Genomic DNA, 26,008 nt, shown 5'->3' with positions numbered 1-26,008 from the left:
AGGGGCAGGCAATGAACGGGAACGGCTTCGCGGTACGAGCCGAAGGGCTCCAGAAGCGGTACGGGGAGAAGTACGCCCTGAACGGCTTCGATCTGCACGTCGAGCAGGGCACGGTGCACGGACTGCTCGGACCCAACGGCGCGGGCAAGACCACCGCCGTACGCATCCTCTCCACGCTCGTACGGCTCGACGGCGGCCGCGCAGAGGTGGCCGGCGCCGACGTGGCGCGCGAACCCGCGCTCGTCCGCGGCCGCATCGGCCTGACCGGGCAGTACGCCGCCGTCGACGAGGTCCTCAGCGGGCGGCAGAACCTGGAGATGTTCGGCCGCCTCTTCCACCTCGGCGCCAAGCGGGCCAGGCGGCGCGCCCAGGAACTCCTGGAGCAGTTCCACTTGGCGGACGCGGCGGAGAAGAGCGCCGGTCAGTACAGCGGCGGCATGCGGCGCAGGCTCGACCTCGCCGCCTCCATGATCCTCGCGCCCGCCGTGCTCTTCCTGGACGAGCCGACCACCGGACTGGACCCGCGCGGCCGTCTCGAAGTCTGGGACAGCGTGCGCGACCTGGTGGCGCGCGGCACGACCGTGCTGCTCACCACCCAGTACCTGGAGGAGGCCGACCGGCTCGCCTCCCGCATCACCGTCCTCGACCGGGGCCGCGCCATCGCCGACGACACCCCCGACGGCCTGAAGAACACGGTCGGCGGCAGCCACCTCGACGTCGTGGTGCGCGAGCCCGCCGACCTGCCCGCAGCCGTCAAGGCCGTCAGCCGGGTCAGCGCGGGCGAACCCCTCGTCATCGACGCGGAGCGCCGCGTCCAGGCCGCCGTCACCGACCGGGTCGCCGCCCTCACCGACGTCGCACGGACCCTCCAGGACGCGGGCGTCGCCGTCGAGGACATCGGCCTGCGCAGGCCCAGCCTGGACGACGTGTTCCTGCGCCTCACGGGAGAGCCGTCCGACCCCACCACTGACGCCGTCGACACCGCCGGCACCACTGCCCACCTGGAGAAGGAGGCCGCGGCATGAGCGTCACCGTCACCCGCACCGCCCCCGAGCCGTACGGCACCTCGCGCGGACGGCTCTTCTGGGCCCTCGCCGACTGCTGGAACGTCACCCGCCGCTACCTCACGCACTTCCAGCGCCAGCCCATCACCATCGCCTGGCAGCTGGGCTTCCCCATCATCTCCGTACTCCTGTACGGCTTCGTCTTCGGCGAGGCCATGAAGGTGCCGGGCGGCGGGAACGACGGCGACTACAAGCAGTTCCTGATGCCCGGCATGTTCGTGATGACCATGGCCTTCGGCTTCATGAACACCGCCATGGCCGTCGCCACCGACGCCTCCAAGGGCGTCATCGACCGCTTCCGCTCCATGCCGATGGCCCCCTCGGCGGTGGCCTCCGGACGCGGCGTCGCCGACCTCGTCGTGGCCTGCGCGGAACTCGCCATCCTCGCGCTGACCGCCCTCGCCATCGGCTGGCGCTCCAGCGCCGGACTCCTCGACACCGCCCTCGCCTTCGCGCTGCTGCTGCTCCTGCGGTTCAGCCTGATCTGGGTCGGCGTCTACCTCGGCCTCGTCGTACCGACGCCGGAGGCCGCCGGCGGGCTGTACGCGGTGGCCTTCCCGCTCACGATGATCTCCAGCGTCTTCGTGGCGCCGTCCCTGATGCCGGGCTGGCTCGCCCCGATCGCCGCCTGGAACCCCGTCTCCTCGACGGGCACCGCCACGCGGGAGCTGTTCGGCAACCCCGGCGCGGGCGGCAGCAGCTGGGTCGAGCAGAACGCTGTTCTGATGGCCATGGTGTGGCCGGTGGTGCTCTCTCTGGTCTTCCTGCCGCTGGCGGTACGGAAGTTCAAGCAGCTGAGCCGCTGAGCCGCTGAGCGGTTGTCTCGCGGTACGTGAAAGGGGGCGCCTGCACTTGCACAGTGCCGGCGCCCCCTTTCACGTAGAGACGACTACAGCTTGTCGATCAGGTAGTCGACGCACTTCGTGAGCGCCTCGACGTCCGCCGGGTCGATCGCCGGGAACATCGCGACCCGCAGCTGGTTGCGGCCCAGCTTGCGGTACGGCTCCGTGTCCACGATGCCGTTGGCGCGCAGCGCCTTGGCGACCGCCGACGCGTCGATCTCGTCCGCGAAGTCGATCGTGCCGATGACCTGCGAGCGCTTGGCCGGGTCCGTGACGAACGGCGTCGCGTACTTCGACTCCTCCGCCCATCCGTACAGCGCCTTCGAGGACGCCGCCGTGCGGCCGGTCGTGAAGGCGAGACCGCCCTGGCCGTTCATCCACTCCAGCTGCTCGCCGAGCAGGAAGAGCGTGGCGAGCGCCGGGGTGTTGTACGTCTGGTTCTTGCGGGAGTTGTCGATCGCCGTGGGCAGGCTGAAGAACTCCGGGACGTGGCGGCCGGACGCGTGGACACGCTCGGCGCGCTCGATCGCCGCCGGGGAGAACACGGCGATCCACAGGCCGCCGTCCGAGGCGAACGACTTCTGCGGGGCGAAGTAGTAGACGTCCGTCTCGGCGATGTCGACCGGCAGGCCGCCCGCGCCGGACGTGGCGTCCACCAGGACGAGGGAGTTCGCGTCCGCGCCCGCGACCCGCTTGACGGGGGCCGCGACGCCGGTGGAGGTCTCGTTGTGCGTGAAGGCGTAGGCATCGACGCCCGCCTCCGCCTTCGGGTCCGGATGCGTGCCCGGGTCGCTCGTGATCACGGTCGGCTCGGCCAGCCACGGGGCGAGCTTCGCCGCCTTCGCGAACTTGGAGGAGAACTCGCCGAAGCTCAGGTGCTGCGACTTGTTCTCGATCAGACCGTGCGTCGCCACGTCCCAGAACGCGGTGGAGCCGCCGTTGCCGAGGACGACCTCGTACCCCTCGGGGAGGGAGAAGAGGTCCTTGACGCCCTCGCGCACGCGGCCCACCAGGTTCTTGACCGGGGCCTGGCGGTGGGACGTACCGAGGAGGGAGGTGCCGGTGGCGGCCAGGGCCTCCAGCGCCTCCGTACGCACCTTGGAGGGGCCCGCGCCGAAACGGCCGTCGGCGGGCTTCATGTCAGCGGGAATCTGGATCTCAGCCACGGGGGGAGCCTAGCGGCTCAGGGCGCGGGGTTCTTGTGGTGTCCGGCCGGTGAGATCCGCTCCCCGCGTCGGGGCGGGCGCCACGGGGCTCTGCCCCGGACCCCGCTCCTCAAACGCCGGAGGGGCTCAACCTGACGGGCAGGGCGTAGAGGTCGTTCTGTGTTACCACCGGCTTGTTGCGGAGTTTCTCGTGCGGGACCGCCAAGGTGAGGTTCGGGAAACGGCCGTACAGGGCCGGGAGGGCCACGCCCGCCTCCAGGCGGGAGAGTGCCGCTCCGGGGCACACGTGCGGGCCGTGGCCGAAGGAGATGTGGCGCGTGGCGGACGCGCGGGTGATGTCGAACTCGGCGGCCGTGGGGCCGTGCGCCGCCTCGTCGCGGCCGATCGCGCCGTACGAGACGATCAGCGCGTCCCCCTTGGGGATCACCTTGTCGCCCACCGGGACGTCCTCGGCGGCGAAGCGGATCAGGACGTGCGAGGTGGGGGTGGAGTGGCGCAGGGTCTCCTCCACCACCGCGTCCCAGCCGATCTCGCCCGAGAGGACCAGGGCGAGCTGCTCGGGGTGCTCGGAGAGGTTCACGACGGCGTTGACGATGAGGGAGATCGTCGTCTCGTGGCCCGCCGCGACCATCAGCTGAAGGGTGGAGACGATCTCGTCGTCGGTGAGGTGGTCGCCGTCCTCGGAGGCGGCGATCAGCGCGCTCGTCAGGTCGTCGCCCGGCTCCGCGCGGCGGGCGGCCACGGTCTTGCCCATCATCGCGGCCAGCTCGCCGAGCGTCGCCACGACCTCCTCCGGCGGCGTCTGCGTGGAGAAGAACTTGTCGAACAGGACCTTAAGGCGCGGGTGGTCGGCCTCGTCGATGCCCATCAGGTCACTGATGACGTACATCGGCAGCGGGTAGGCGAACTCCGCCTTCAGGTCGACCGCTTCGGAGCCCGACGCGGGCAGCTTGTCGAGCAGGCCGTGGGTCAGCTCCGCGATGCGCTCCCGCATCCGCTCCACCCGGCGCGGCGTCAGCGCCTGCGCGACCAGCGTCCGCATCCGGCGGTGCTCCTCGCCGTCCACCGTCAGCATGGAACGCCCGGGGTTCGCGAGGCCGATCAGCGGCCAGTCCGCCGGTATCTCGCCGCGCCGCCACGCGCCCCAGACCCCGATGTCCTTCACCAGGCGCTTGTCGGTGAGGAGTTGGCGGGCCTCCGCGTGGTGCGTGACCGCCCATACCGGCACCCCGCCCGGCAGCTCCACCTCGGCGAGCGGGCCCGCCGCGAGCAGCCGGGCGCTCTCGCCGTCCAGGTCGGTGACGAACGGGTCCAGGGCGATTCTGCCGGAGGGGGAGCCGGAGCCGGAGCTGGTCATCTGAGGTCTCCAAACGCTGAGGTCGGGGTCGGGGTGAAGCTCACCGGCAGATCGGTCAGGCCGCGCAGCCAGGGCGAAGGGCGGCGCGTCAGGTCCTGCGCCGGGACGGCCAGGTCGAGGTCGGGCAGGCGGTCCAGGAGCACCTCGATGCCCGTCCGCGCGATGACCTCCGCGACCTCCTGGGCGGGGAAGGGGCAGCGGTGCTCGCCGTGGCCGAACGCGAAGTGGGCGCTGTTGCCGCCGGTCAGGGCCGAACCGTCGGTGCGGACCAGCGGGTCGGCGTTGGCGGCGCCGAGGCCGAGCAGCAGCAGGTCACCGGCGTTGACGCGGCGCCCGCCGAGCCGGGTGTCGCGCGAGGCCCAGCGCCCGGCGACGTTCTGCGTGGGAGTGTCCTCCCACAGCACCTCGTTCATCGCCTCGGCGACGCTGTGCCGGCCGCCGAAGAGGGACGCGGCGAAACGGTCGTCGGTGAGCATCAGCCGCAGCGAGTTGCCGATCCAGTCGGCCGTCGGCTGGTGCCCGGCGGCCATCATCACCATCAGGTCCTGCGCGATCTCCTCGTCGCTGAAGCCGTCGTCCGCCGCCTCGGCCTCCGCGTCCTGCGACTCCAGCATGTACGAGGCGACATCGGCGCCCGGCTTCCCGTGCTTGTCGGCGATGAGCCGCGCCATCGAGGAGGCGAGGTGCTGCTGGCCCGCCAGCGCCCGCTCGCGGCCGTCGATCATGTCGTTCATGGCCGTGACGAGACCGGGGCCCTGCTCGTCGGAGAAGCCGTAGATACGGGCCAGGACGCGCACCGGAAGCAGCATCGCGTACTCGGCGATGATGTCCGTGGCGCCCTTGCCGCAGAACTGGTCGATCAGCTCGTCCGCGAACGTCTCCGCGTGCGCCTTCAGCTCGTACGGGTCGACCGCTTCGAGCGCGTGCGCGATCATCGCGGCGCGCCGGGTGTGCCGCTCGCCCACCGTGTAGAGGATCGACGGCTGCTTGTGGCCGATCATCGGCAGGAGGGGCCAGTCGGCGGGGATGTTCGGCCACTGGTTCCACAGGTCGGAGTCGCGGCTGAACAGCACCGGGTCGCCGGTGACCTGGTGCAGCTCGCGGTAGCCGAGCACCAGCCAGGCCGGCACGTCGCCGTCGAGCAGCACGGGCGCCACGGGGCCGTGGTCGCGGCGCATCTCCCGGTAGAGCTGCATGGGTTCGGTGGCGAAGCGGGGGCCGGAGAGCGGGACGGGGCCGGGGGCGGCGCCGGTCACGGGGCAGGTCACTGGGCGTTCTCCTGAGGGGCGTGCTGCTGACCGACGTTCTGTTGAGCGACGTACAAAGATTTCACGTGCTCCACGAGCGTGATCAGTACGTCCTTGCTGGACTGGCGCGAACGCGCGTCGCAGTCCACGAGCGGCACCCCCGGATCGAGGTCGAGCGCCTCGCGCAGCTCCTCGGAGGTGTGGGCGGGCCCGCCGAAGTCGTTGCGGGCCACGATGAACGGCGTGCCGTGGTGTTCCAGGCGGTCGATCGCGTACCAGGAGTCCTCCAGGCGGCGGGTGTCGACGAGGACGACCGCGCCGAGCGTGCCGGAGAAGAGGCGGTCCCACAGGAACCAGAAGCGTTCCTGGCCGGGCGCGCCGAAGAGGTAGAGGACGTTGCGCGCGTCGAGGGTGATGCGGCCGAAGTCGAAGGCGACCGTCGTGGACGTCTTGTCGCGCAGCCCGTCCAGGCCGCCGGTCTCGTCGATGCCCTTGCCGGCCTGCGTCATCGTCTCCTCGGTGCTGAGGGGACGGATCTCGCTGACCGAGCGGACCAGCGTCGTCTTGCCGACGCCGAAGCCGCCGACCACGACGATCTTCAGACCGTTGTCGGCGGTCGCGGTCAGCTCTCTTCGGCCGGCACCGGTCGCGCTGCGGTTCGCGCTGCGGTTCGCGCTGCGTTCAGAGATTGCGGAGTCCAACGAGCACCTGCTCCAGGAGTTCGAAATCGGGAAGAGTGTGGGCGGGGCCCGAGCGGGGGTGGCGGGCGCTGATCCGACCGGCGTCGAGCAGGTCGGACAGCAGGATGCGGGTGATGCTCACCGGCAGGCCCAGCTCCGCGGCGATCTCCACGACCGCCGTCGGCAGCCCGCACATCCGCAGGATCGCGGCGTGCTCCGACTGCATGCCGGGCACCGGAGCGGACTCGGCGACGATGAGCGTCACCAGGTCGAACGGGGCGTCGGGCGCCGACCGGCTGCGGCCTCCGGTGAGGGTGTACAGCCGGTCGGGGGAATCGTCCCGGCCGGGGCGGCGCACGCTCATGCGGTGGGCTGGGTGCGGGGGCCGGTGCCGGGGCCGGGGCCGTCGTCCGCGCGGGGCGCGGCACGCAGGTGCTCGCCGAGCTGCTCGACCAGCTCGCTCATGGTGTGCCCGACCAGGCCCGCGTCGGCGTCCTCGGCGGCGATGACGGCGAGGTGCGCGCCCTCGCCGGCCTCGACGATGAAGAGGATGCCGCCGTAGAACTCGGCCATCGCCGAGCGCACCCCGCCGCTGCCGTCACCGAACTCGGCGGACGCGCCGTGCGACAGGGACTGGATGCCGGCGGCTATCGCGGCGAGCTGGTCGGCCTGGTCGACGGAGAGCTCCGGGGTACGGCACAGCTTCAGCCCGTCCCGCGAGAGCACGAGGGCGTGGCGGGCGCCGGGGGTGCGCTCCAGGAGCCCCACGAGGAGCCAGGTCAGCTTCTCGTCGGTGGTGGAGGAGGAGGTGATGCCGGTGGTCATTGGGGGGTGTCGCCTTCCGGGTGCTGGGGAGTTGCGGGGTCGTCCGTGCCGCTCGGCGGACCGGAGGAATCCGGCGGAGTGGCACGAACGGCCTGACGGAAGCTGCTGAAACGGGCCGCGGTACTGGCCGCACCGGCGGCACGCGGCCGCGGATTCTCCCCGGTGTCACTATCGGCCCGGGCCCGCTCGGCGGCAGCGAGCGTACGGCCGCGGGGGCGCTTGGGGAGGGGGGCCTCGACGGGGGTCGGGGTGGGGGTGGTGCGGGGGGTGTGCGAGGCGGCGCTGGGGGACTCGGCTGTGGGGTCGTGCGGGGCGGCCGTGGACTCGTGGGTGGGCACGGGGTCGCGGTCGACGCGGTCGAGGCCGGGGTCGGGCGCGGATGCGGAGTCGGGGGTGTACGTGGTGAGGGGCGGGGCCTTTTGGGCGGGTGCCGGAGTCTGCGGGGCTTCGGCGGGTGTCGGCTCTGCCGGGGCATGTGGGGCTTCGGGGAGCACCGGGGCCCCCGAGGTGTGCGGGCCTCCGGGGAGCGGTGAGGCTGCCGGGGCGTGTGGGGTTCCGGGGAGCCCCGGGGTGGCCGTGGCGGGCCCGGCTTCAGGGAGCACCGGGGACGCCGATCCCTGCGGGACCCCAGTGCCCTGCCGGGGCTCAGGGAGCGTCGGGGCCGTCTGGGTGTTCGGGGTTTCGGTGAGTGCCCGGGCCGGTGGAGGCTGGGGGGTGTTCGGCGGCAGGGCGTGGGTCGGGGGCGGGGCCGGGAGGGCGGTCTGGGGCGGGGCCGTTTCCGTGGGGCCGGAGAGGAGCTCCTGCGGGATCAGCAGGAGTACGCCCGTGCCGCCGCGTGCCGAGGGGCGGAACGACACCGTCAGGCCGTGTTTGCGGGCCAGCCTGCCGACCACCGCGAGGCCGAGCCGCGTACCCGTGAGACCGCCGAGGCCCCTCGTCTCGCCGGATACGGCACGTTCGGCGCGGCGCTGCTGCACCGGGCCCATCACCAGGCCGCTGTCCTCGACGGAGATGATGACGCCCGCCGCGACCTCCTCGATGTAGACGTGCACCTCGGAGGTGGGCGGAGAGAAGTTCGCGGCGTTGTCGAGGAGTTCGGCGAGCGCGTGCATGACGCCCTCGGCGGCGTGACCCGCGACCGCGACCTCGCTGGCCGAGTGGACGCGTACACGCTGGTAGCCGCCGATGCGGCCCATCGCGCCGCGCAGGATCGACTCCATGACGATGGGTCGGGCCCAGCGACGGCCGGAGCGGGCGCCGGTGAGGACTGCCACGGAGTCGGCGATGCGGCCGGCCTGCGCGGTCCTGTGGTCCAGGTGGAGGAGGTCGGTGAGGACGTCCTCGTCGGCGTGCCTGCCCTCCATCTCACGCAGGTCGGCGAGCATGCCGGTGGCCAGGGCCTGCATGCGGCCCGCCGCGTTGGCGCACGCGGCGAGCGCGGCGGCACGCTCCGACTCGGCGGTGCGGACGCGCTCGGTCAGCTCGGTCCGTACGCGGGTGTTCTCGGCGGTCAGCTCCGCCTGTACGCGGGTGTTCTCGGTGGTGAGTTCGGCGCGCACACGGGCGTTTTCGGCGGTCAGTTCCGTGCGTACGCGGTCGCGTTCGGACGTGAGCTCCTCCCGCACCCGCGTGTTCTCGGCTCTCAGCTCGGCCAGCGCGCGGTCGTGATCGGCGGTGAGGCGGGCGTGCTCCTGCCCGAACTCGGCGGCTCGACGGGCCTGTTCCTGCTGGAGGCGGCCGGCCTCCTGGCGGGACGCGGCCAGCTGACGCCGCGACAGGGCGAGCCCGCGCAGGGCGTGGAAGGCGACGGTCACGGCGGCGCTGAGCGCGAGCGCCGCGGCGCCGGCGCCCCAGGCCAGGGGGGTCCGCGTGGACGCGGGCGCGAGGGCGACGGCCGTCCCGGCGAGCGCCGCGGTGACGAGGGCGCAGGCCAGCAGGACGTACGCGGCGGGACGCAGCGGAGGGCGCTCCGTCCCGGGGCGCGCTATGGGGGTTGGCGCGGTCATCAATCGGGGTCCTCGATCGGAAGCGACACACTCTGCTCGAACATGCTCGGGCTTGTCTCAAGCTCAGCTCAAGTTGTGGTCACTATAGGAGAGTTGGTGCGCGTGTTGGGAATGTTCCCTTCCGGATCGTGACATATTGGGTGAGGCGGGGTGTCTCCGGGGTGCCTCCGGAGTGCCCCTGGGTGCCTCCGGCGGGCCGCGGCGGGGGCATCCTGGACCGCATGAGCGACCTCGACGGCGACCTCGGCGACCTCGGAGACCTCGGAGACCTCGGCGGACTGGAGCGGGACCTTCGCGCGGCGGTGCGCGGCGCGGTGGACCTCTCCGTGACCGCGCGGGCCCTGCACACGATGGACGCCTCCAACTACCGCCGCGTGCCCGCCGCGGTGGTGGCCCCGCGCGACGCCGACGACGTGGCGGCGGTACTGGACGTCTGCCGGCGGCGCTCGGTGCCGGTGGTGGCGCGCGGCGCCGGCACCTCGATCGCCGGGCAGGCGACGGGCGTCGGGGTCGTCCTCGACTTCACCCGGCGGATGAACCGCGTCGTCTCCCTCGATCCGGAGGCGCGGACGGCCGTGGTGCAGCCGGGGGTCGTCCTGGACGACCTGCGGGCCGCGGCGGCGCCGCACGGTCTGACGTTCGGGCCCGATCCGTCCACGCACAGCCGGTGCACGCTGGGCGGGATGATCGGGAACAACTCGTGCGGATCGCACTCGGTGGCCTGGGGGACGACAGCCGACAATATCCGTCAGCTGTCGGTCATCAGCGGCCGGGGCGATGCCCTCCGCCTCGGCCAGGGCTGGGACGGCGCCCCCGCCGGCCTGCGCGCACTGGCGGACGCCCATCCGGCCCTCCTGCGCACCGGCTTCCCCGACCTTCCCCGCCGCATCTCCGGCTACGCCCTCGACGCCCTGCTCCCCGAGCGCGGCACCGACCTCGCCCGCGCCTTCTGCGGCTCGGAGGGCACCCTCGGCATCGTCACCGAAGCCGTCGTACGTCTCGTCGAGGCGCCCCGCGCCCGCGCCCTCGCCGTCCTCGGGTACGCCGACGAGAGCGCGGCGGCCGAAGCCGCGGCCGGCCTCCTCCCGTACGGCCCGCTGACGGTGGAGGGCATGGCCGCCGACCTCGTACGCCGCGACCCCCAGAGGAGCTCCCTGCCCCGGGGCGGGGCATGGCTCTTCGTCGAGACGGGCGGCACGGACCCGGCCGAGGCACGCGCGCGTGCCGAGACGATCGTGCGCGCGGCCGACGTCCTCGACGCCGTGGTCGTCGACGACCCCGCGCGGCAGCGGGCGCTGTGGCGGGTACGGGAGGACGCCAGCGGGACGGCCACGCGTATGCCGGACGACGGGGGAGAGGCCTGGCCGGGGTGGGAGGACTGCGCGGTGCCCCCGGCCCGCCTCGGCGCCTATCTGCGGGACTTCAGGGCGCTGCTCACCGGACACGGACTGCGCGGCACCCCGTACGGGCACTTCGGGGACGGCTGCATCCACGTACGCATCGACTTCGACCTGCTCGGCCCCGAGGGCGTGGCCCGTTTCCGGCGCTTCTCGGAGGAGCTGGCGGACGTGGTCGTGGCGCACGGCGGTTCGCTGTCCGGCGAGCACGGTGACGGGCAGGCCCGCGCGGAGCTCCTGCCGAAGATGTACGGGCCCGAACTCGTACGCCTCTTCGAGCGTGTGAAGGACGTATGGGACCCGGCGGGCCTGCTCAACCCGGGCATGCTGGTGCGGCCCGCGCCCCTCGACGCGAACCTGCGCTTCGCGCCCCTGCCGCGCGAGCCCGTCGACGTCGCCTTCGGCTACCCCCACGACGGCGGCGACTTCTCGGCGGCGGTCAGGCGGTGCGTGGGGGTCGCCAAATGCCGTACGGCGTCACCGTCCTCACCCAGCGGGGTCATGTGCCCGTCGTTCCGGGTGACCGGCGAGGAGGAGCACTCCACGCGCGGGCGGGCGCGCCTGCTGCACGAGATGCTGGCGGGCGAGGTGGTGACGGACGGCTGGCGTTCCACGGAGGTCAGGGACGCGCTCGACCTCTGTCTGTCCTGCAAGGGGTGCCGTTCGGACTGCCCGGTGGGCGTCGACATGGCCACGTACAAGGCGGAGTTCCTGCACCACCACTACGAAGGCCGCCGCAGGCCCGCGGCCCATTACGCGATGGGGTGGCTGCCGCGCTGGCTGCGGGCGGTCGCCGTGACGCGTACGGCCCGGGTGGTGAACGCCCTCGCCCGGGTCGGCCCCTTGGCGGCCGTCGCCAAGCGGCTCGGCGGGATCGCCCCGGAGCGATCGATTCCACGGGTGGCGCCGCGGACGTTGAGACAGTGGTGGCGCAGAAGGCCGGAGCCGGAGCCGGAGCCGGGGCTGACGCCGAAGCCGGAGCCGAGGTCGCAGGGCGGCATGCCCCGGCTCGTGCTCTGGCCGGACACCTTCACCGAGCACCTGTCGCCGTCCGTGGGCAGGGCCGCGGTACGGGTCATGGAGGCGGCCGGGCTGACCGTCGCGCTGCCGCCGACGGGCGTGTGCTGTGGGCTTACGTACGTCTCGACGGGGCAGCTGGAGCGGGCTCGCTCGGTGCTGCGCGCCACGCTGGACCGCATGGAACCGCTGCTGGAGGCGGACGTGCCGGTCGTCGTCCTGGAGCCGAGCTGCGCCGCGGCCCTCAAGACGGACCTCGTCGAGCTGCTGGGCGACGACCCGCGCGCCCACCGCCTCGCCGCGTCCGTCCGGACCTTCGCGCAGGCCCTGGAGGAACTGGCCCCGCACTGGCGACCGCCGCACGTCGGGCGCCCGGCGGTCGGCCAGACGCACTGCCATCAGCACGCGGTCCTCGGCGACGAGGCGGAGCGGCGGCTGCGGGCGAAGGCGGGGCTCGCGGGCGAGCTGAGCGGCGGGTGCTGCGGGCTGGCCGGGAACTTCGGGTTCGAGCGGGGGCATTACGAGGTGTCGGCGGCCTGCGCCGAGGAGCAGCTGCTGCCCTCGGTACGACAGGCGCCGGGCGACGCGGTGGTGCTGGCCGACGGATTCTCCTGCCGGACCCAGCTGGGGCAGCTGGCGGGGGTGCGGGGGCGGCATCTGGCGGAGGTGCTCGCGGAGGCGCTGAGCGCGCTGGAAGCGGAACGGGGTCATGTCAGCGGCGCATAACCGCCGCCCGATCGGCATTTCCCGCGCCTCGCACGGAGCCGTACCTTCGATATGTGGGCGGCGCCGTGGACGCGGTCGCCATGTGGACCGCGTACAGGAGCAAAACGGCTCCACAATCCTGACGTGGTCCATTACTGTGTACGGTGGAGTCCAGAACACTGAACTACCGTGAGCGGCGACAACGGCAGGAAGGCTCAGGCGTGAACGTCTCGCACAGCGATCAGGCGGCACCGGCGGCCCCTGCCAACCAGGTCACCCAGGCCACTGAAACCACCCAGGCCACTGAAACCACCCCGGCCACTGAAACCACTCAAGCCACCCAGGCCACCCAGGCCGTCCGAGCCGCCCAGGGCCTCCGCGCCCGGTTCGGGCCGGTCGGGCTCGTCCTCGCGGGCGGCATCTCCGTACAGTTCGGCGGCGCTGTGGCGGTGAGCGTGATGCCGCGAGCAGGGGCGCTCGGCATCGTGACGCTGCGGCTCGCCTTCGCCGCGCTCGTGCTGCTCGCCGTCTGCCGGCCGAAGGTGCGCGGGCACTCCCGCGCCGACTGGGGCACGGTCGTCGCGTTCGGCGTGGCCATGGCCGCGATGAACGGCCTCTTCTACCAGGCCCTGGCCCGTATCCCCATGGGCGCCGCCGTCACCCTCGAAGTCCTCGGACCGCTCGCGCTCTCCGTCATCGCCTCGCGCCGCGCGGTGAACCTGATCTGGGCCGGGCTCGCGCTCTGCGGCGTGTTCCTGCTCGGCGGAGGGGGCGGCTTCAGCGGCCTCGACCCGGTCGGTGTCGCCTACGCGCTCGGCGCGGGCGCGATGTGGGCCGCGTACATCGTCTTCAGCGCACGCACCGGGCGGCGCTTCCCGCAGGCCGACGGGCTCGCGCTGGCGATGGTGGTCGCGGCGGTGCTGTTCCTGCCGTTCGGGATCGCCGAGTCCGGGTCGAAGCTCGTCGATCCGGGCACGCTGGCCCTGGGCGCGGTGGTCGCCGTCCTGTCGTCCGTGCTGCCGTACACCCTCGAACTCCTCGCGCTGCGGCGGCTCCCCTCGCACACCTTCGCGGTCCTGATGAGCCTGGAGCCGGCCATCGCCTCCCTCGCGGGGTTCCTCGTACTCAGCCAGGCCCTGTCCCTGGCGGAGGCGCTGGCGGTCTCCCTGGTCATCGTGGCGAGCATGGGCGCGGTGCGGACGCAGGTGGGGCGGGGCAGGAAGACGGTGAGTGGTGAGGCGTGAGCCGTCACCGCGCGCCACGTATCGCGAGAACGTACGCAGCGGTGAGCGCGACGCCACGGTCCTCGTCGTGGGAGAGGTCCGCGAGGGCGCGTGACGCCGTGGCTCCGGGGATGTCCGCGAGCGCCTGCGCCAGCCGTCGACGCACGGACGGCGCAGACGGCGCAGACGGCGCAGACGACACGGACGTCGCATGCGTCGCGGGCGGCGCGGACGGTCCGGCTCCGCCGCCCTGCGCGAGGCGGTCCACGAGCCCGGCGGCGATCTGATCCGCCAGCGCCGGACAGCTCGCCAGCGCACTCAACGCGTCGGCCGCGTCGACGTCATTGGCCTCCTCGACGACCATGTCGATGAGCGTAGGGATCGCCTCGGCCACCCCACGTGCCCCGAGCGCCAGAGCCGCGCGCCTGCGGACCACGACGTCGGGGTTGGCGAGGGCGTCCCGCAGCAGCGCGGTCGCCTCGGCGTTCGTGATCTCGGCGAGGGACTGGACGGCACGTTCGCGCACCTCGGCCGCCGGTGAGGTGAGGCCCTCCGCCAGCAACGCCCATCCGCCGTCGCCGGATCGCGCCAGAGCCCACCGCAGGGCTCCGGCGACGTGCGGGTCCGTCTCGCTCAGCGCCGCCTCGACCAGTGCTTCCACCGGCACGGGAATCTCCTCGCCCGAGGACAGGGCCGCGCGCTGGCGCTTCCCGGCGCTCTTGGACCCCAGCGCCTGGAGCAGCGCGACGGTCTGGAGGACGTCCTCCCAGCCGGAGGGTTCCGCCGCGTCGATCCGACGGAGCCGGGTGAGCAGTTCCGTCTCGTCCGCGATGCGTTCCCGCGTCCGGCGGATGAGGTCGTCGACGAGCTCCGAGGGTGCGAAGCCGGGGTCGTCGAGCGCGCGCCCGACGTCACGCAGCGACATCCCCAGGGACCGCAGGCTCTCGATATGGAAGATCCGCCGGATGTCGTCGTCGGAGTACTCGCGGTAGCCGCCGTCGGTACGGCCCGTCGGCCGCACCAGGCCCAGCGAGTCGTAATGCCGGAGCATGCGGGCGCTGACCCCGGACCGCCGAGCCACCTCACCGATCAGCACGGCCGCTCACCCCTCCTGACCCCTTCCGCCCTCCTGGCCGGCCCCGCCGAGGGCGACGACGCGCTTCGCCTCCTCGACGGCGAACTCGAACCCGGCGTCCGGGTCGCGCAGCAGCCGTTCCGTGGCGAGCGCGTGTGTGCGTACGCGAGGATGGGGCCCCGGCGTACTCGCCGTACTCGCCGTACTCGCCGTACTTGTCGTCCCCGCCGTCCCCGCCGTCCCCGTCGTCCTCGTCGCGGCGCGCAGAGCCGGCAGGATCACCTCGCCGAGCGCGATCAGCGCCCGGCTGAGGCTCAGCTGCGTCTCCCGTCCGCCGCGCCCGAGCTGTGTCGCCAGTGCCGTGGCCAACCCGGGCTCCTCACCGTCGGGTACGAGCGCGACCGCCGCCCGCCAGGCGCTCCGCGCCACCTCGTCATCGGGGTCGGACAGCAGCGCCGGTGTGATCGCCGGCCACGCCCGGCGGTCGCCGATCTTGGACAGTGTGTGCAGTGCCTGGCTCCGTGCCTGCGCACGCTCCGAGCGCACTTGGCGGAGAAGCGCCGGGACCGTCGTCGACGCCGGGTGGCGGGTGAGCGCCCAGGTCAGCATCTCGCGTACGGAGAACTCGGGTTCGGTCGCGCAACGCTCGATGAGCTTGTCGATGAACCGCGGGTCGGGGGACGTGCCGAGCGCGAGCGCCGCGCGCAGCCGCACGGACGAGCGGCTGTCCTCCAGTCCCCGCAGAGCGCGAAGCGTGTCCTGTCCCGGCCCCTTTTTCGGGTCCTGTTCCGGGTCCTGCTCCGGCATGACCATCGGGATCACTGAGATCACCTCCTCGGCACAGTGAAGACCTTGTCACGGTGTCAAGGTCAAGCCCCCGCCGCCGCCACCGCCTCCGCCATCGCCCCCCAAACTCATGCAAGCACGCTTGCTTGTTTCTGTGTGCGCTGCCATGCTCCCAGGCACACCGCCGTCCCCCGAGGGGAGCGTTCCGTGCCCGACGCGTCCGATGCCCTGTCCGTGCTCGACGACCTGCGCGGCGAGAGCGAGGAACTCGACGGGCTCGTCGCGGGGTTGAGCGAGGAGCGCTGGGCCCTCGCGACGCCCGCGCCCGGCTGGACGATCGCCCACCAGATCGCCCACCTCGCCTGGACCGACCGGGCCGCCCTGCTCGCCGCCACCGACCCGGAGGCCTTCGCCGCCGAGGTCGAGAAGGCGGTCGCGGCTCCCGGCTCGTTCGTCGACGAGGGCGCCGAGGAGGGGGTCGCGCTGCCGCCCGCCGAACTGCTCGCCCGCTGGCGGGCCGTCCGCGGCGAGCTGGGGCGGGTCCTCGGCGAGGCCCCCGCCGGGACGCGTCTGCCCTGGTACGGGCCGCCGATGGCCGTGCCGTCCATGGCGAGCGCGCGGCTCATGGAGACCTGGGCGCACGGCCAGGACGTGGCGGACGCGCTCGGCGTGACGCGCGTGCCGACCGACAGGCTGCGGCACGTGGCGCGGATCGGCGTGCGGGCGCGGGACTTCGCGTTCGCCGTACGGGGGGAGAGCGCGCCCCGCGAGGAGTTCCGGGTCGAGCTGACCTCCCCTGTGACGGGGGAGGTGTGGACGTACGGCCCGACGGACGCCACCCAGCGCGTGACCGGGCCCGCGCTCGACTTCTGCCTCCTCGTCACCCAGCGCGCCCACCGCACGGACCTCGCGCTGCACGCGGAGGGCGCGTCCGCCGACCACTGGCTGGACATAGCCCAGGCCTTCGCAGGCCCACCGGGCGACGGCCGCGAGCCGCGTGCACCGCGTGAGCCTCGTGACCCGGGCGAGCCGCGTGCACTGCGTGACCCGCGCGAGCCGCGCGAGCCGCGCGAGCCGCGCAAGCCGCACGAGCGGCGCGACCCACGTGATTCGCGCGAGCCGAGCGGCCCGGGCGAGCCGCATGAGCCACGTGATTCGAGCGGGTCACGCGAGCCGCACGTGCCGCACGTGCCGCACGTGCCGCACGTGCCGCACGTGCCGCACGAGCCGCGTGAGCCGCGCGAGCTGCACGAGCCGCAGGACCCGCACGAGTCGCGTGCGCGGAGCGAGTCACGTGATTCGCGCGAGCCGCGCGATTCGAGAGGCCCGGGCGGGCCGCATGAGCCACCCGATTCGGGCGATCCGCGCGAGTCACGCGACCCATGCAAGCTACGCAACCCCCGCCAGGAAGCCGACCGATGACCCCACCCCCCCTCCGCATCGGCAACGCCTCCGGCTTCTACGGTGACCGCTTCGACGCGATGCGCGAGATGCTCAGCGGTGGCCCCCTCGACGTCCTCACCGGTGACTACCTCGCCGAGTTGACCATGCTCATCCTCGGTCGTGACCGGCTCAAGGACCCCACGCGCGGGTACGCCAAGACGTTTCTGCGGCAGCTGGAGGAGTGCCTCGGCACCGCCCACGAGCGGGGCGTGAAGATCGTCGTCAACGCGGGCGGGCTCAATCCGGCCGGGCTCGCCGACGCCGTGCGTGAGCTGGCCGCACGGCTCGGCGTCCCCGCGCGGGTCGCGCACGTCGAGGGCGACGACCTAGGGGGGCCGGACGGCCGCTTCCCCCGCGCCCTCACCGCCCACGCCTACCTCGGCGGCGCCGGAATCGCGGCGTGCCTGAGCGCGGGCGCCGACATCGTCGTCACCGGACGCGTGACCGACGCCGCCCTGGTCACCGGACCCGCCGCCGCCCACTTCGGGTGGGAGCCGACCGCGTACGACCGGCTCGCGGGCGCGGTCGTCGCCGGGCACGTCCTGGAGTGCGGGACGCAGGCCACCGGCGGCAACTACGCCTTCTTCGCCGAGTACGACCCCACGTCCGTACGCCGCCCCGGCTTCCCGCTCGCCGAGATCCACGAGGACGGCTCGGCCGTCATCACCAAGCACGACGGCACCGGCGGCTTCGTCGACGTCGGCACGGTCACCGCGCAGCTCCTCTACGAGACGGCGGGCGCCCGCTATGCGGGCCCGGACGTCACCGCCCGGCTCGACACGGCCGTCCTCACCCAGGAGGGCCCGGACCGCGTACGGATCGACGGCGTGCGCGGCGAGGCCCCGCCGCCCACCCTGAAGGCCGGGCTGACCCGGATCGGAGGCTTCCGCAACGAGGTCGTCCTCGTCCTCACGGGACTGGACACCGAGGCCAAGGCCGCGCTCGTCCGCGCCCAAATGGAGGACGCCCTCGACCGCGCCGAGTCCCGCCCCGCCGAGGTGCGGTGGGAGCTGGCCCGCACCGACCGCGCGGACGCGGCCACCGAGGAGACCGCGTCCGCCCTGCTGCGGCTCGTCGTGCGCGACCCGGACGCGGACACGGTGGGCCGCGCCCTCAGCGGCGCCGCCGTCGAACTCGCCCTCGGCAGCTACCCCGGCTTCCACGTGACCGCGCCGCCCGGCAGGGGCGCGCCCTACGGCGTCTTCGAGGCGGCGTACGTCGACCGGTCCGGCGTCGCGCACGTGGCCGTGCTGCCGGACGGGGAGCGGCGCCCCGTACCGTCCGGCGACGACACCCTCGTACCGGAGGAAGTGGAACCGCCACCGCTGCCCGAACCCCTGCCGCCCGTGCCCACCCGCCGCGTGCCCCTCGGCCTCGTCGCCGGGGCCCGCAGCGGCGACAAGGGCGGGGACGCCAACGTCGGCGTGTGGGCGCGCACCGACGACGCCTGGCGGTGGCTCGCCCACGAACTGACGGTCGACCGCTTCCGGGAACTCCTCCCGGAGACCGCCGACTTGACCGTCGTGCGCCATGACCTGCCCAATCTGCGCGCCCTGAACTTCGTCGTGGAGGGCCTGCTCGGCGAGGGCGTCGCCGCGCAGGCGCGCTTCGACCCGCAGGCCAAGGGCCTCGGCGAGTGGCTGCGCGCCCGCCACCTGGACATACCGGAGGTCCTGCTGTGACCGTCCTCGCCTCCGCGCTCGACCCCGCGAGCGCCGAGTACGCCGAGCACCGCGCCGCCATGCTGGAGAAGCTGGCCGCACTCGACGCCGAGCAGGCCAAGGCCCTGGAGGGCGGCGGCGAGAAGTACGTCCAACGGCATCGCGAACGAGGCAAGCTGCTGGTCCGGGAGCGGATCGAGCTGCTCCTCGACCCGGACACGCCGTTCCTGGAACTGTCCCCGCTGGCCGCGTGGGGCAGCGACTACCCCGTCGGCGCCTCCATGGTCACCGGCATCGGTGTCGTCGAGGGCGTCGAGTGTCTGATCACCGCCAACGACCCGACGGTCAGGGGCGGCGCCTCCAACCCCTGGACGCTGAAGAAGGCCTTCCGGGCGCATGAGATCGGGCACGCCAACCGGCTGCCGTCGATCCACCTCGTGGAGTCGGGAGGCGCGGACCTGCCCTCCCAGAAGGAGATCTTCATCCCGGGCGGCGCCCTGTTCAAGCACCTCACGCAGTCCTCGGCGGCCGGGATTCCGACGATCGCCGTCGTCTTCGGGAACTCGACCGCCGGCGGCGCCTACGTCCCCGGCATGAGCGACCACGTGATCATGGTGAAGGAGCGGGCGAAGGTCTTCCTCGGCGGGCCGCCGCTGGTGAGGATGGCGACCGGCGAGGAGAGCGACGACGAGTCGCTCGGCGGCGCCGAGATGCACGCCCGCACCTCCGGCCTCGCCGACTACCTCGCCGAGGACGAGCGCGACGCGCTGCGGCAGGCGCGCAGGGTCGTCTCCCGTCTCAACTGGCGCAAGGCGTACGCGGAACCGGGCACCGCCGAGCCGCCCATGTACGACGAGGACGAACTCCTCGGCATCGTGCCCGGCGACCTGAAGAAGCCCTTCGACCCCCGCGAGGTCATCGCCCGCATCGTCGACGGCTCCGACTTCGACGAGTTCAAACCGCTGTACGGCACGAGCCTCACCACGGGGTGGGCCGCCCTCCACGGCTACCCGGTCGGTGTCCTCGCCAACGCGCAGGGCGTGCTGTTCAGCGAGGAGTCCCAGAAGGCCGCCCAGTTCATCCAGCTGGCGAACCAGCGCGACATCCCGCTCCTCTTCCTGCACAACACCACCGGCTACATGGTCGGCAAGGAGTACGAGCAGGGCGGCATCATCAAACACGGCGCCATGATGATCAACGCGGTCAGCAACTCGCGCGTACCGCACCTGTCCGTCCTCATGGGCGCCTCGTACGGCGCCGGGCACTACGGCATGTGCGGGCGCGCCTACGACCCGCGCTTCCTCTTCGCCTGGCCCAGCGCGAAGTCCGCCGTCATGGGCCCGCAGCAGCTCGCCGGGGTCCTGTCGATCGTCGCCCGCGCGTCCGCCGCAGCCAAGGGGCAGCCCTACGACGACGAGGCCGACGCGGGGCTGCGCGCCATGGTGGAGCAGCAGATCGAAGCCGAGTCGCTGCCGATGTTCCTCTCCGGGCGGCTCTACGACGACGGGGTCATCGACCCGCGCGACACCCGCACCGTCCTCGGCCTGTGCCTGTCCGCGATCCATACGGCCCCCTACGAAGGCGCGCGCGGCGGCTTCGGCGTCTTCCGAATGTGAGGGTGTGAGGCAGTGACCATGATCAAGTCAGTACTGGTGGCCAACCGCGGCGAGATCGCCTGCCGCGTCTTCCGCACCTGCCGCGACCTCGGCATCGCCACGGTCGCCGTCCACTCCGACGCCGACGCGGGCGCCCTGCACGTGCGGGAGGCGGACACGGCGGTACGGCTGCCCGGCGCGGCGCCCTCCGAGACGTATCTGCGCGGCGACCTCGTCGTGAAGGCGGCGCAGGCCGCGGGCGCCGACGCCGTCCACCCCGGCTACGGCTTCCTCTCCGAGAACGCGGGCTTCGCGCGCGCCGTCCTGGACGCGGGCCTCGTCTGGATCGGCCCGCCCCCGGAGGCGATCGAGGCGATGGCGTCCAAGACGCGCGCCAAGGAGCTGATGGGCGTCGAGCCGCTCGGCGACGTCACCGAGGCCGATCTGCCGGTCCTGGTGAAGGCGGCGGCAGGGGGCGGCGGGCGCGGCATGCGCGTCGTACGGGACATGGCGGATCTGGCGGGGGAGCTGGCGGCGGCGCGCGCCGAGGCGGCCGGTGCCTTCGGTGACGGCGAGGTGTTCGTCGAGCCGTACGTCGAGGGCGGCCGGCACGTCGAGGTGCAGGTGATGGCCGACGCGCACGGCACCGTGTGGACGCTCGGCACCCGCGACTGCACCCTCCAGCGCAGGCACCAGAAGGTCATCGAGGAGTCCCCGGCGCCGGGCCTCGCCCCGGACCTGGTCGCCGAGCTGCACGCGCAGGCGGTACGGGCCGCGCGCGTGACCGGGTACCGGGGCGCGGGCACGGCCGAGTTCCTCGTCACGCGGGACGGGCGGGCGCACTTCCTGGAGATGAACACCCGCCTCCAGGTCGAACACCCCGTCACGGAGGCAGTGTTCGGGCTCGACCTCGTCGCGCTGCAGCTCCAGATCGCCGAGGGAATCGCCCTGGAGAAGGACCCGCCGCCCGCACGCGGGCACGCCGTCGAGGCCCGTCTGTACGCCGAGGACCCGGCGGCCGGCTGGGCTCCGCAGACCGGCACCCTGCACCGCCTGGACGTGCCGGGCGTCGTCCGCCTGGACACGGGCTACACGGACGGCGACACGATCGGCGTCCACTACGACCCGATGCTCGCCAAGGCCATCGCGTACGCGCCCACCCGCGCACAGGCCGTGCGCAAGCTGGCGGGCGCGCTGGAGCGGGCCGACGTCCACGGGCCGGTCACCAACCGCGACCTGCTCGTACGCTCCCTGCGCCACCCCGAGTTCACCGACGCCCGCATGGACACCGGCTTCTACGACCGGTACGCCACCGAACTCGCCGCCGCCCCGCCCGACCCACAGGCCCCGCTCGCCGCCGCCCTCGCCGACGCGCACGGCCGCTCCCGGTTCGGCGGCTGGCGCAACCTCCGCTCGCAGCCCCACCTCAAGCGCTACCGCACCGAGCCCGACGGCACCGAGCACGAGGTCCGCTACGACCACACCCGGGGCGGCCTGACCGCCGAGAGGGTGCGGGTCCTCACCGTGACGCCGACACTCGTCGAGCTCGAAGTGGACGGGGTACGCAGGAAGTTCGCGGTCGCGCGGTACGGGGAGCGCGTGTACGTGAGCACTCCGCGCGGCGACACCGTCCTCACCGCGCTGCCGCTGCTCCCCGAGCCCACCGCGCGCCGCGCACCCGGCTCGCTGCTCGCCCCGATGCCGGGCACCGTCGTCCGGGTCGCCGAAGGGCTCGTCGAGGGCGCGCCGGTCACGGCCGGGCAGCCCCTCGTCTGGCTGGAGGCCATGAAGATGGAGCACCGCGTCTGCGCTCCCGCCTCCGGCACGCTCACCGCGCTGCACGCCGTGCCCGGCCGCCAGGTCGAGGTAGGCGCGCTGCTCGCCGTCGTCCAGGCCGCTTCCCCGGAGGAGTCCGTATGAGCACCGCTCGCAGCACTGCACGCATTACCCCACGCAGCTCCGCTCGCACCGTCCTGGAAACCGAAGAGCACCGGGCCCTGCGCGCCGCCGTCGCGGCCCTCGGCAAGCGCTACGGCCGCGCCTACATGACCCGTGTCGTGGCGGGCGACGGCCACCCCGACGAGCTGTGGGCGGACGCCGCCAAGCTCGGCTACCTCGGCGTGAACCTGCCCGAGGAGTACGGCGGCGGGGGCGGCGGCATCTCCGAACTCTCCATCGTGCTCGAAGAGCTGGGCGCGGCGGGCTCCCCGCTTTTGATGATGGTCGTCTCGCCCGCGATCTGCGGCACCGTGATCGCCCGCTTCGGCACCGAGGAGCAGAAGCGGGCCTGGCTGCCCGGCCTCGCCGACGGCTCCCGCACCATGGCCTTCGGCATCACCGAGCCGGACGCGGGCTCCAACTCCCACCGCATCACCACCACGGCCCGCCGCGACCCCGACTCCGGCGACTGGCTCCTGACCGGCCGCAAGGTGTTCATCTCGGGCGTCGACATCGCCGACGCCACGCTCATCGTCGGCCGTACGTCGGACGCCCGCACCGGCAACCTCAAGCCGTGCCTGTTCATCGTCCCGCGCGACGCCCCCGGCTTCCAGCGGCATCGGATCGAGATGGAGCTCCAGGCCCCGGAGAAACAGTTCGAGCTGGTCCTGGACGACGTACGGCTGCCGCCCGACGCGCTCGTTGGTGACGAGGACGCGGGGCTGCTCCAGCTCTTCGCCGGGCTGAACCCCGAGCGGATCATGACGGCCGCCTTCTCGCTCGGCATGGCCCGCTACGCCCTGGACCGCGCCACCGCATACGCCCGTGAGCGCACCGTCTGGAAGACGCCCATCGGCGCCCACCAGGCCATCGCGCACCCCCTCGCCCAGTCCCACATCGACATCGAACTGGCCCGCCTGATGATGCAGAAGGCCGCCGCGCTCTACGACGAGGGCGACGACATGGCCGCGGGCGAGGCCGCCAACATGGCGAAGCTGGCCGCCGCCGACGCCTGTGTGAAGGCCGTCGACCAGGCCGTGCACACCCTCGGCGGCAACGGCCTCACCAAGGAGTTCGGGCTCGCCTCGCTCATCGTGGCCTCCCGGGTGGCACGGATCGCCCCCGTCAGCAGGGAGATGATCCTCAACTACGTCTCCCACCAGACGCTCGGCCTGCCCAAGTCGTACTGAGGAGCGCCCATGAGCCTTGTCGTCTCCTCCCCGGCGCGTGGCGTCACCACTGTCCGCCTGGACTTCCCCGAGCGTCGCAACGCGCTCTCGGCGGACCTGGTGGGCGCCCTCGCCGAGGCGCTCCACGACCTCGGCGAGGACCCCGGCGTACGCGCGATCGTCCTGGCCCACACCGGGACGACGTTCTGCGCCGGGGCCGACCTGCGCGAGCCACCGGACCCCCGGGACTTCGTACGGCTGCTCCGGCAGATCGTGGAGCTGCCGAAACCGGTGCTCGCCCGGGTGGACGGCCATGTCCGGGCGGGCGGGCTCGGGCTGCTCGGCGCGTGCGACCTGGCGGTCGCCGGGCCCGCCGCGTCGTTCGCGCTCACGGAGGTCCGCATCGGCGTCGCGCCCGCCGTGATCTCCCTGCCCCTCCTGCCCCGCCTCGATGCGAACGCCGCCTCCCGCTACTGCCTCACCGGGGAGCGCTTCGACGCGGCGGAGGCGGCGCGGATCGGCCTCGTCACGGCGTACGCGTCCGACGTGGACACGGGCCTCGAACCGATCCTGGACGGGCTGCGGCGGGCGGCGCCGGGCGCCCTGGCCGAGACGAAGAAGCTGCTCACGGCTAGGGTGCTCGACGCGTTCGACGACCATTCGGACGCCGTCCTCGCCCTGTCCGCGCGGCTCTTCGGTTCCCCCGAGGCGCGGGACGGCATGGGGGCGTTCCTCGAACGACGGGACCCCCCATGGGTGCTGCTGTGACCACCGCCGACCGGGCGCCCAAGCAGGACCGCAGCCGCGCGACCCGGCAGAAGCTCCTGGAGGCCGCGGTCTCCTGCCTCGCCGAGCACGGCTGGGCGGGCTCCACGGTCTCGGTGGTCGCCGAGCGCGCCGGGGTCTCGCGGGGCGCGGCACAGCACCACTTCCCGACCCGGGAGGACCTCTTCACCGCCGCCGTCGAGTACGTCGCCGAACAGCGCTCCACGGCCCTGCGCGGCCTGCGGGCGCAGGACCGGGCGGCGGTCGTCGAGGCCCTGGTCGATCTGTACCTCGGCCCCCTCTTCCGTGCCGCGCTGCACCTGTGGGTGGCCGCGTCCAACGAGCCCCAGCTCGGATCCCGGGTCACGGAGCTGGAGGCCCGCGTGGGCCGCGAGACGCACCGCATCGCGGTGGAGCTCCTGGGCGCCGACGAGTCCGTCCCCGGCGTCCGCGAGACCATCCAGGGCCTTCTGGACATGGCCCGGGGCCTGGGCCTCGCGAACCTCCTCACGGACGACCGCGCCCGCAGGGACCGGGTGATCGCCCAGTGGACGGTCCTGGTGGAGGGGGCGCTCACCGGAAAATTCAGCCCCTCCGGCGTTTGAGGAGCGGGGTCCGGGGCGGAGCCCCGAGGCGTCAGCGGGCGATGTCCGCGTACCCTTCGATGGCCTGCGGTCCCCGTGACCCGGGTCCCACATACCGAGCCGAGGGCCGGACCAGCCGCCCCGTCCGCTTCTGCTCAAGAATGTGCGCCGACCACCCGGCGGTCCTCGCACACGTGAACATGGACGTGAACATGTGCGCCGGCACCTCCGCGAAGTCGAGGACGATCGCCGCCCAGAACTCCACGTTCGTGGCGAGGACACGGTCGGGCCGGCGCGCGTGCAGCTCGTCCAGGGCGGCCTTCTCCAGTGCCTCCGCGACCTCGAAGCGAGGCGCCCCCAGCTCACGGGCGGTGCGGCGCAGCACCCGCGCACGGGGGTCCTCGGCCCGGTACACCCGGTGCCCGAAGCCCATCAGCCGCTCACCCTTGTCCAGCGCCTGCTTCACGTACGCCACCGCGTCACCCGTGCGCTCGATCTCCTCGATCATGCCGAGGACCCGGGACGGCGCCCCGCCGTGCAGCGGACCGGACATGGCGCCGACCGCGCCGGACAGCGCCGCCGCCACGTCCGCGCCGGTGGAGGCGATGACGCGGGCGGTGAAGGTGGAGGCGTTCATGCCGTGCTCGGCGGCCGACGTCCAGTACGCGTCGACGGCCTGGACGTGCTTGGGGTCGGGCTCCCCGCGCCACCGCTTCATGAACCGCTCGACGACGGTCTCCGCCTTGTCGATCTCCCGCTGCGGAACCATCGGCAGGCCCTGGCCGCGGGCCGACTGGGCGACGTAGGACAGGGCCATGACGGCGGCGCGCGCCAGGTCCTCGCGGGCCCGCTGCTCGCTGATGTCGAGGAGCGGACGCAGTCCCCACACGGGGGCGAGCATCGCGAGCGCGGACTGGACGTCGACGCGGATGTCCCCGGAGTGCACCGGGATCGGGAAGGGCTCGGCGGGCGGCAGACCGGGGTTGAACGCGCCGTCGACGAGCAGGCCCCACACGTTCCCGAAGGAGACGTGGCCGACCAGATCCTCGATGTCGACGCCGCGGTAGCGAAGCGCGCCGCCTTCCTTGTCCGGTTCGGCGATCTCCGTCTCGAACGCGACGACTCCTTCAAGTCCGGGTACGAAGTCGGACATCAGGCGGCTCCTCGTGATGGGTTCGACATGATGGTTCGCGGAGGGGTGGGTTGCGACCAGCTCATGACCATGTGTCAAAGATGGGCGATTACGATCCGGTTCCGCGGTCAATTGCGCCCTTGTCCGGCGAATTCGACGACTCGCGGTCCGAAGCGGTCATCCCGGTGATGCCCCGTGAGGCTGGTGGTCACCCAACCGATTCGGCAGCAGGACGATATCTCCTGGTGCCACCTTTGGCGATGGCATGCGGCACTCAGTGCCACAGGTCACCTCCCTCCTGTGTGATACGCCCCATCGGGCGCCCCTTCGT

At 73.0% G+C, this 26,008-nt stretch carries 20 protein-coding genes and 1 pseudogene; 11 read left to right on the top strand and 10 right to left on the bottom strand.

The window, feature by feature from the left end:
- Positions 1-11: 11 nt before the first annotated feature.
- The gene (locus ACWDVB_RS24870; RefSeq protein ID WP_451518727.1) at positions 12-1,025 is read left to right on the top strand and encodes an ATP-binding cassette domain-containing protein; all 1,014 of its coding nucleotides are present in this window, start codon (positions 12-14) and stop codon (positions 1,023-1,025) included.
- The gene (locus ACWDVB_RS24865) at positions 1,022-1,870 is read left to right on the top strand and encodes an ABC transporter permease (RefSeq protein ID WP_451518726.1); all 849 of its coding nucleotides are present in this window, start codon (positions 1,022-1,024) and stop codon (positions 1,868-1,870) included. Before ACWDVB_RS24870 ends, ACWDVB_RS24865 begins: the two co-directional genes overlap by 4 nt.
- Positions 1,871-1,953: 83 nt before the next feature.
- Here ACWDVB_RS24865 and serC read toward each other — a convergent pair whose 3' ends face one another.
- The 7 genes from serC to ACWDVB_RS24830 all read right to left on the bottom strand — a co-directional run bounded on the left by serC (position 1,954) and on the right by ACWDVB_RS24830 (position 9,187).
- Positions 1,954-3,072, bottom strand: a complete 1,119-nt coding sequence (serC, locus tag ACWDVB_RS24860; protein WP_451518725.1) for a phosphoserine transaminase — start codon at positions 3,070-3,072, stop codon at positions 1,954-1,956.
- Between the two features lie 109 nt (positions 3,073-3,181).
- A complete protein-coding gene (locus tag ACWDVB_RS24855) occupies positions 3,182-4,429 on the bottom strand; it encodes a cytochrome P450 family protein (protein WP_451518724.1) in 1,248 nt (415 codons plus the stop codon).
- Positions 4,426-5,625, bottom strand: a complete 1,200-nt coding sequence (locus tag ACWDVB_RS24850) for a cytochrome P450 (protein WP_451518752.1) — start codon at positions 5,623-5,625, stop codon at positions 4,426-4,428. The genes ACWDVB_RS24855 and ACWDVB_RS24850 overlap by 4 nt, the downstream gene beginning before the upstream one ends.
- Before the next feature lie 68 nt (positions 5,626-5,693).
- The gene (locus ACWDVB_RS24845) at positions 5,694-6,377 is read right to left on the bottom strand and encodes a GTP-binding protein (RefSeq protein WP_451518723.1); all 684 of its coding nucleotides are present in this window, start codon (positions 6,375-6,377) and stop codon (positions 5,694-5,696) included.
- Positions 6,358-6,714, bottom strand: coding sequence for a DUF742 domain-containing protein (locus ACWDVB_RS24840; protein WP_451518751.1), 357 nt, complete (start codon positions 6,712-6,714; stop codon positions 6,358-6,360). The genes ACWDVB_RS24845 and ACWDVB_RS24840 overlap by 20 nt, the downstream gene beginning before the upstream one ends.
- A 2-nt stretch (positions 6,715-6,716) precedes the next feature.
- Positions 6,717-7,181: a roadblock/LC7 domain-containing protein gene (locus ACWDVB_RS24835; RefSeq protein WP_451518722.1), complete on the bottom strand. Its 465-nt coding sequence runs from the start codon at positions 7,179-7,181 to the stop codon at positions 6,717-6,719.
- On the bottom strand, positions 7,178-9,187 hold the full coding sequence (locus ACWDVB_RS24830; protein ID WP_451518721.1) for an ATP-binding protein: 2,010 nt from the start codon (positions 9,185-9,187) through the stop codon (positions 7,178-7,180). The genes ACWDVB_RS24835 and ACWDVB_RS24830 overlap by 4 nt, the downstream gene beginning before the upstream one ends.
- A gap of 221 nt (positions 9,188-9,408) precedes the next feature.
- Between ACWDVB_RS24830 and ACWDVB_RS24825 the strand changes: the two genes are divergently transcribed.
- Both ACWDVB_RS24825 and ACWDVB_RS24820 read left to right on the top strand, forming a co-directional pair.
- Positions 9,409-12,327 carry an FAD-binding and (Fe-S)-binding domain-containing protein gene (locus tag ACWDVB_RS24825; RefSeq protein WP_451518720.1) on the top strand — a complete coding sequence of 973 codons (2,919 nt, stop codon included), beginning with the start codon at positions 9,409-9,411 and terminating at the stop codon, positions 12,325-12,327.
- Between the two features lie 200 nt (positions 12,328-12,527).
- Positions 12,528-13,550, top strand: a complete 1,023-nt coding sequence (locus ACWDVB_RS24820; protein WP_451518719.1) for an EamA family transporter — start codon at positions 12,528-12,530, stop codon at positions 13,548-13,550.
- A gap of 4 nt (positions 13,551-13,554) precedes the next feature.
- Here the strand turns inward: ACWDVB_RS24820 and ACWDVB_RS24815 are convergent, their stop codons facing one another.
- Complete coding sequence (locus ACWDVB_RS24815) at positions 13,555-14,625, bottom strand: HEAT repeat domain-containing protein (protein WP_451518718.1); 1,071 nt, start codon at positions 14,623-14,625, stop codon at positions 13,555-13,557.
- A gap of 6 nt (positions 14,626-14,631) precedes the next feature.
- On the bottom strand, positions 14,632-15,417 hold the full coding sequence (locus ACWDVB_RS24810; RefSeq protein ID WP_451518750.1) for a HEAT repeat domain-containing protein: 786 nt from the start codon (positions 15,415-15,417) through the stop codon (positions 14,632-14,634).
- 180 nt (positions 15,418-15,597) lie between these two features.
- On the opposite strand from ACWDVB_RS24810, the pseudogene ACWDVB_RS24805 reads away from it, so the two are divergent.
- The 7 genes and pseudogenes from ACWDVB_RS24805 to ACWDVB_RS24775 form a co-directional block, all read left to right on the top strand.
- A pseudogene (locus ACWDVB_RS24805) lies at positions 15,598-16,389 on the top strand (TIGR03084 family metal-binding protein); the annotation flags it as partial.
- 419 nt (positions 16,390-16,808) lie between these two features.
- On the top strand, positions 16,809-18,515 hold the full coding sequence (locus ACWDVB_RS24800) for an acyclic terpene utilization AtuA family protein (RefSeq protein ID WP_451518717.1): 1,707 nt from the start codon (positions 16,809-16,811) through the stop codon (positions 18,513-18,515).
- Complete coding sequence (locus ACWDVB_RS24795) at positions 18,512-20,110, top strand: acyl-CoA carboxylase subunit beta (protein ID WP_451518716.1); 1,599 nt, start codon at positions 18,512-18,514, stop codon at positions 20,108-20,110. The genes ACWDVB_RS24800 and ACWDVB_RS24795 overlap by 4 nt, the downstream gene beginning before the upstream one ends.
- An 18-nt stretch (positions 20,111-20,128) precedes the next feature.
- Positions 20,129-22,009 carry an ATP-binding protein gene (locus tag ACWDVB_RS24790; protein ID WP_451518715.1) on the top strand — a complete coding sequence of 627 codons (1,881 nt, stop codon included), beginning with the start codon at positions 20,129-20,131 and terminating at the stop codon, positions 22,007-22,009.
- A complete protein-coding gene (locus ACWDVB_RS24785; protein WP_451518714.1) occupies positions 22,006-23,217 on the top strand; it encodes an acyl-CoA dehydrogenase family protein in 1,212 nt (403 codons plus the stop codon). The genes ACWDVB_RS24790 and ACWDVB_RS24785 overlap by 4 nt, the downstream gene beginning before the upstream one ends.
- Positions 23,218-23,226: 9 nt before the next feature.
- Positions 23,227-23,964, top strand: a complete 738-nt coding sequence (locus ACWDVB_RS24780; RefSeq protein WP_451518713.1) for an enoyl-CoA hydratase family protein — start codon at positions 23,227-23,229, stop codon at positions 23,962-23,964.
- Complete coding sequence (locus tag ACWDVB_RS24775) at positions 23,949-24,566, top strand: TetR/AcrR family transcriptional regulator (protein ID WP_451518712.1); 618 nt, start codon at positions 23,949-23,951, stop codon at positions 24,564-24,566. Before ACWDVB_RS24780 ends, ACWDVB_RS24775 begins: the two co-directional genes overlap by 16 nt.
- Positions 24,567-24,597: 31 nt before the next feature.
- Here the strand turns inward: ACWDVB_RS24775 and ACWDVB_RS24770 are convergent, their stop codons facing one another.
- Positions 24,598-25,698, bottom strand: a complete 1,101-nt coding sequence (locus ACWDVB_RS24770) for a citrate synthase 2 (protein ID WP_451518711.1) — start codon at positions 25,696-25,698, stop codon at positions 24,598-24,600.
- Positions 25,699-26,008: the final 310 nt, after the last annotated feature.

Source organism: Streptomyces sp. NPDC003379 (genome assembly GCF_053589195.1).
Note: the sequence above shows the minus strand (reverse complement) of the source record. Positions and strands in the feature narration are given on the sequence as shown.

Bases quoted from the DNA above. Each gene is read 5' to 3' on its own strand.
- ACWDVB_RS24870 (WP_451518727.1), top strand. From the start codon at position 12: ATGAACGGGAACGGCTTCGCGGTACGAGCCGAAGGGCTCCAGAAGCGG.
- ACWDVB_RS24865 (WP_451518726.1), top strand. From the start codon at position 1,022: ATGAGCGTCACCGTCACCCGCACCGCCCCCGAGCCGTACGGCACCTCG.
- ACWDVB_RS24855 (WP_451518724.1), bottom strand. From the start codon at position 4,429: ATGACCAGCTCCGGCTCCGGCTCCCCCTCCGGCAGAATCGCCCTGGAC.
- ACWDVB_RS24850 (WP_451518752.1), bottom strand. From the start codon at position 5,625: ATGCAGCTCTACCGGGAGATGCGCCGCGACCACGGCCCCGTGGCGCCC.
- ACWDVB_RS24835 (WP_451518722.1), bottom strand. From the start codon at position 7,181: ATGACCACCGGCATCACCTCCTCCTCCACCACCGACGAGAAGCTGACC.
- ACWDVB_RS24830 (WP_451518721.1), bottom strand. From the start codon at position 9,187: ATGACCGCGCCAACCCCCATAGCGCGCCCCGGGACGGAGCGCCCTCCG.
- ACWDVB_RS24825 (WP_451518720.1), top strand. From the start codon at position 9,409: ATGAGCGACCTCGACGGCGACCTCGGCGACCTCGGAGACCTCGGAGAC.
- ACWDVB_RS24810 (WP_451518750.1), bottom strand. From the start codon at position 15,417: ATGGTCATGCCGGAGCAGGACCCGGAACAGGACCCGAAAAAGGGGCCG.
- ACWDVB_RS24800 (WP_451518717.1), top strand. From the start codon at position 16,809: ATGACCCCACCCCCCCTCCGCATCGGCAACGCCTCCGGCTTCTACGGT.
- ACWDVB_RS24790 (WP_451518715.1), top strand. From the start codon at position 20,129: ATGATCAAGTCAGTACTGGTGGCCAACCGCGGCGAGATCGCCTGCCGC.
- ACWDVB_RS24785 (WP_451518714.1), top strand. From the start codon at position 22,006: ATGAGCACCGCTCGCAGCACTGCACGCATTACCCCACGCAGCTCCGCT.
- ACWDVB_RS24780 (WP_451518713.1), top strand. From the start codon at position 23,227: ATGAGCCTTGTCGTCTCCTCCCCGGCGCGTGGCGTCACCACTGTCCGC.
- ACWDVB_RS24775 (WP_451518712.1), top strand. From the start codon at position 23,949: ATGGGTGCTGCTGTGACCACCGCCGACCGGGCGCCCAAGCAGGACCGC.
- ACWDVB_RS24770 (WP_451518711.1), bottom strand. From the start codon at position 25,698: ATGTCCGACTTCGTACCCGGACTTGAAGGAGTCGTCGCGTTCGAGACG.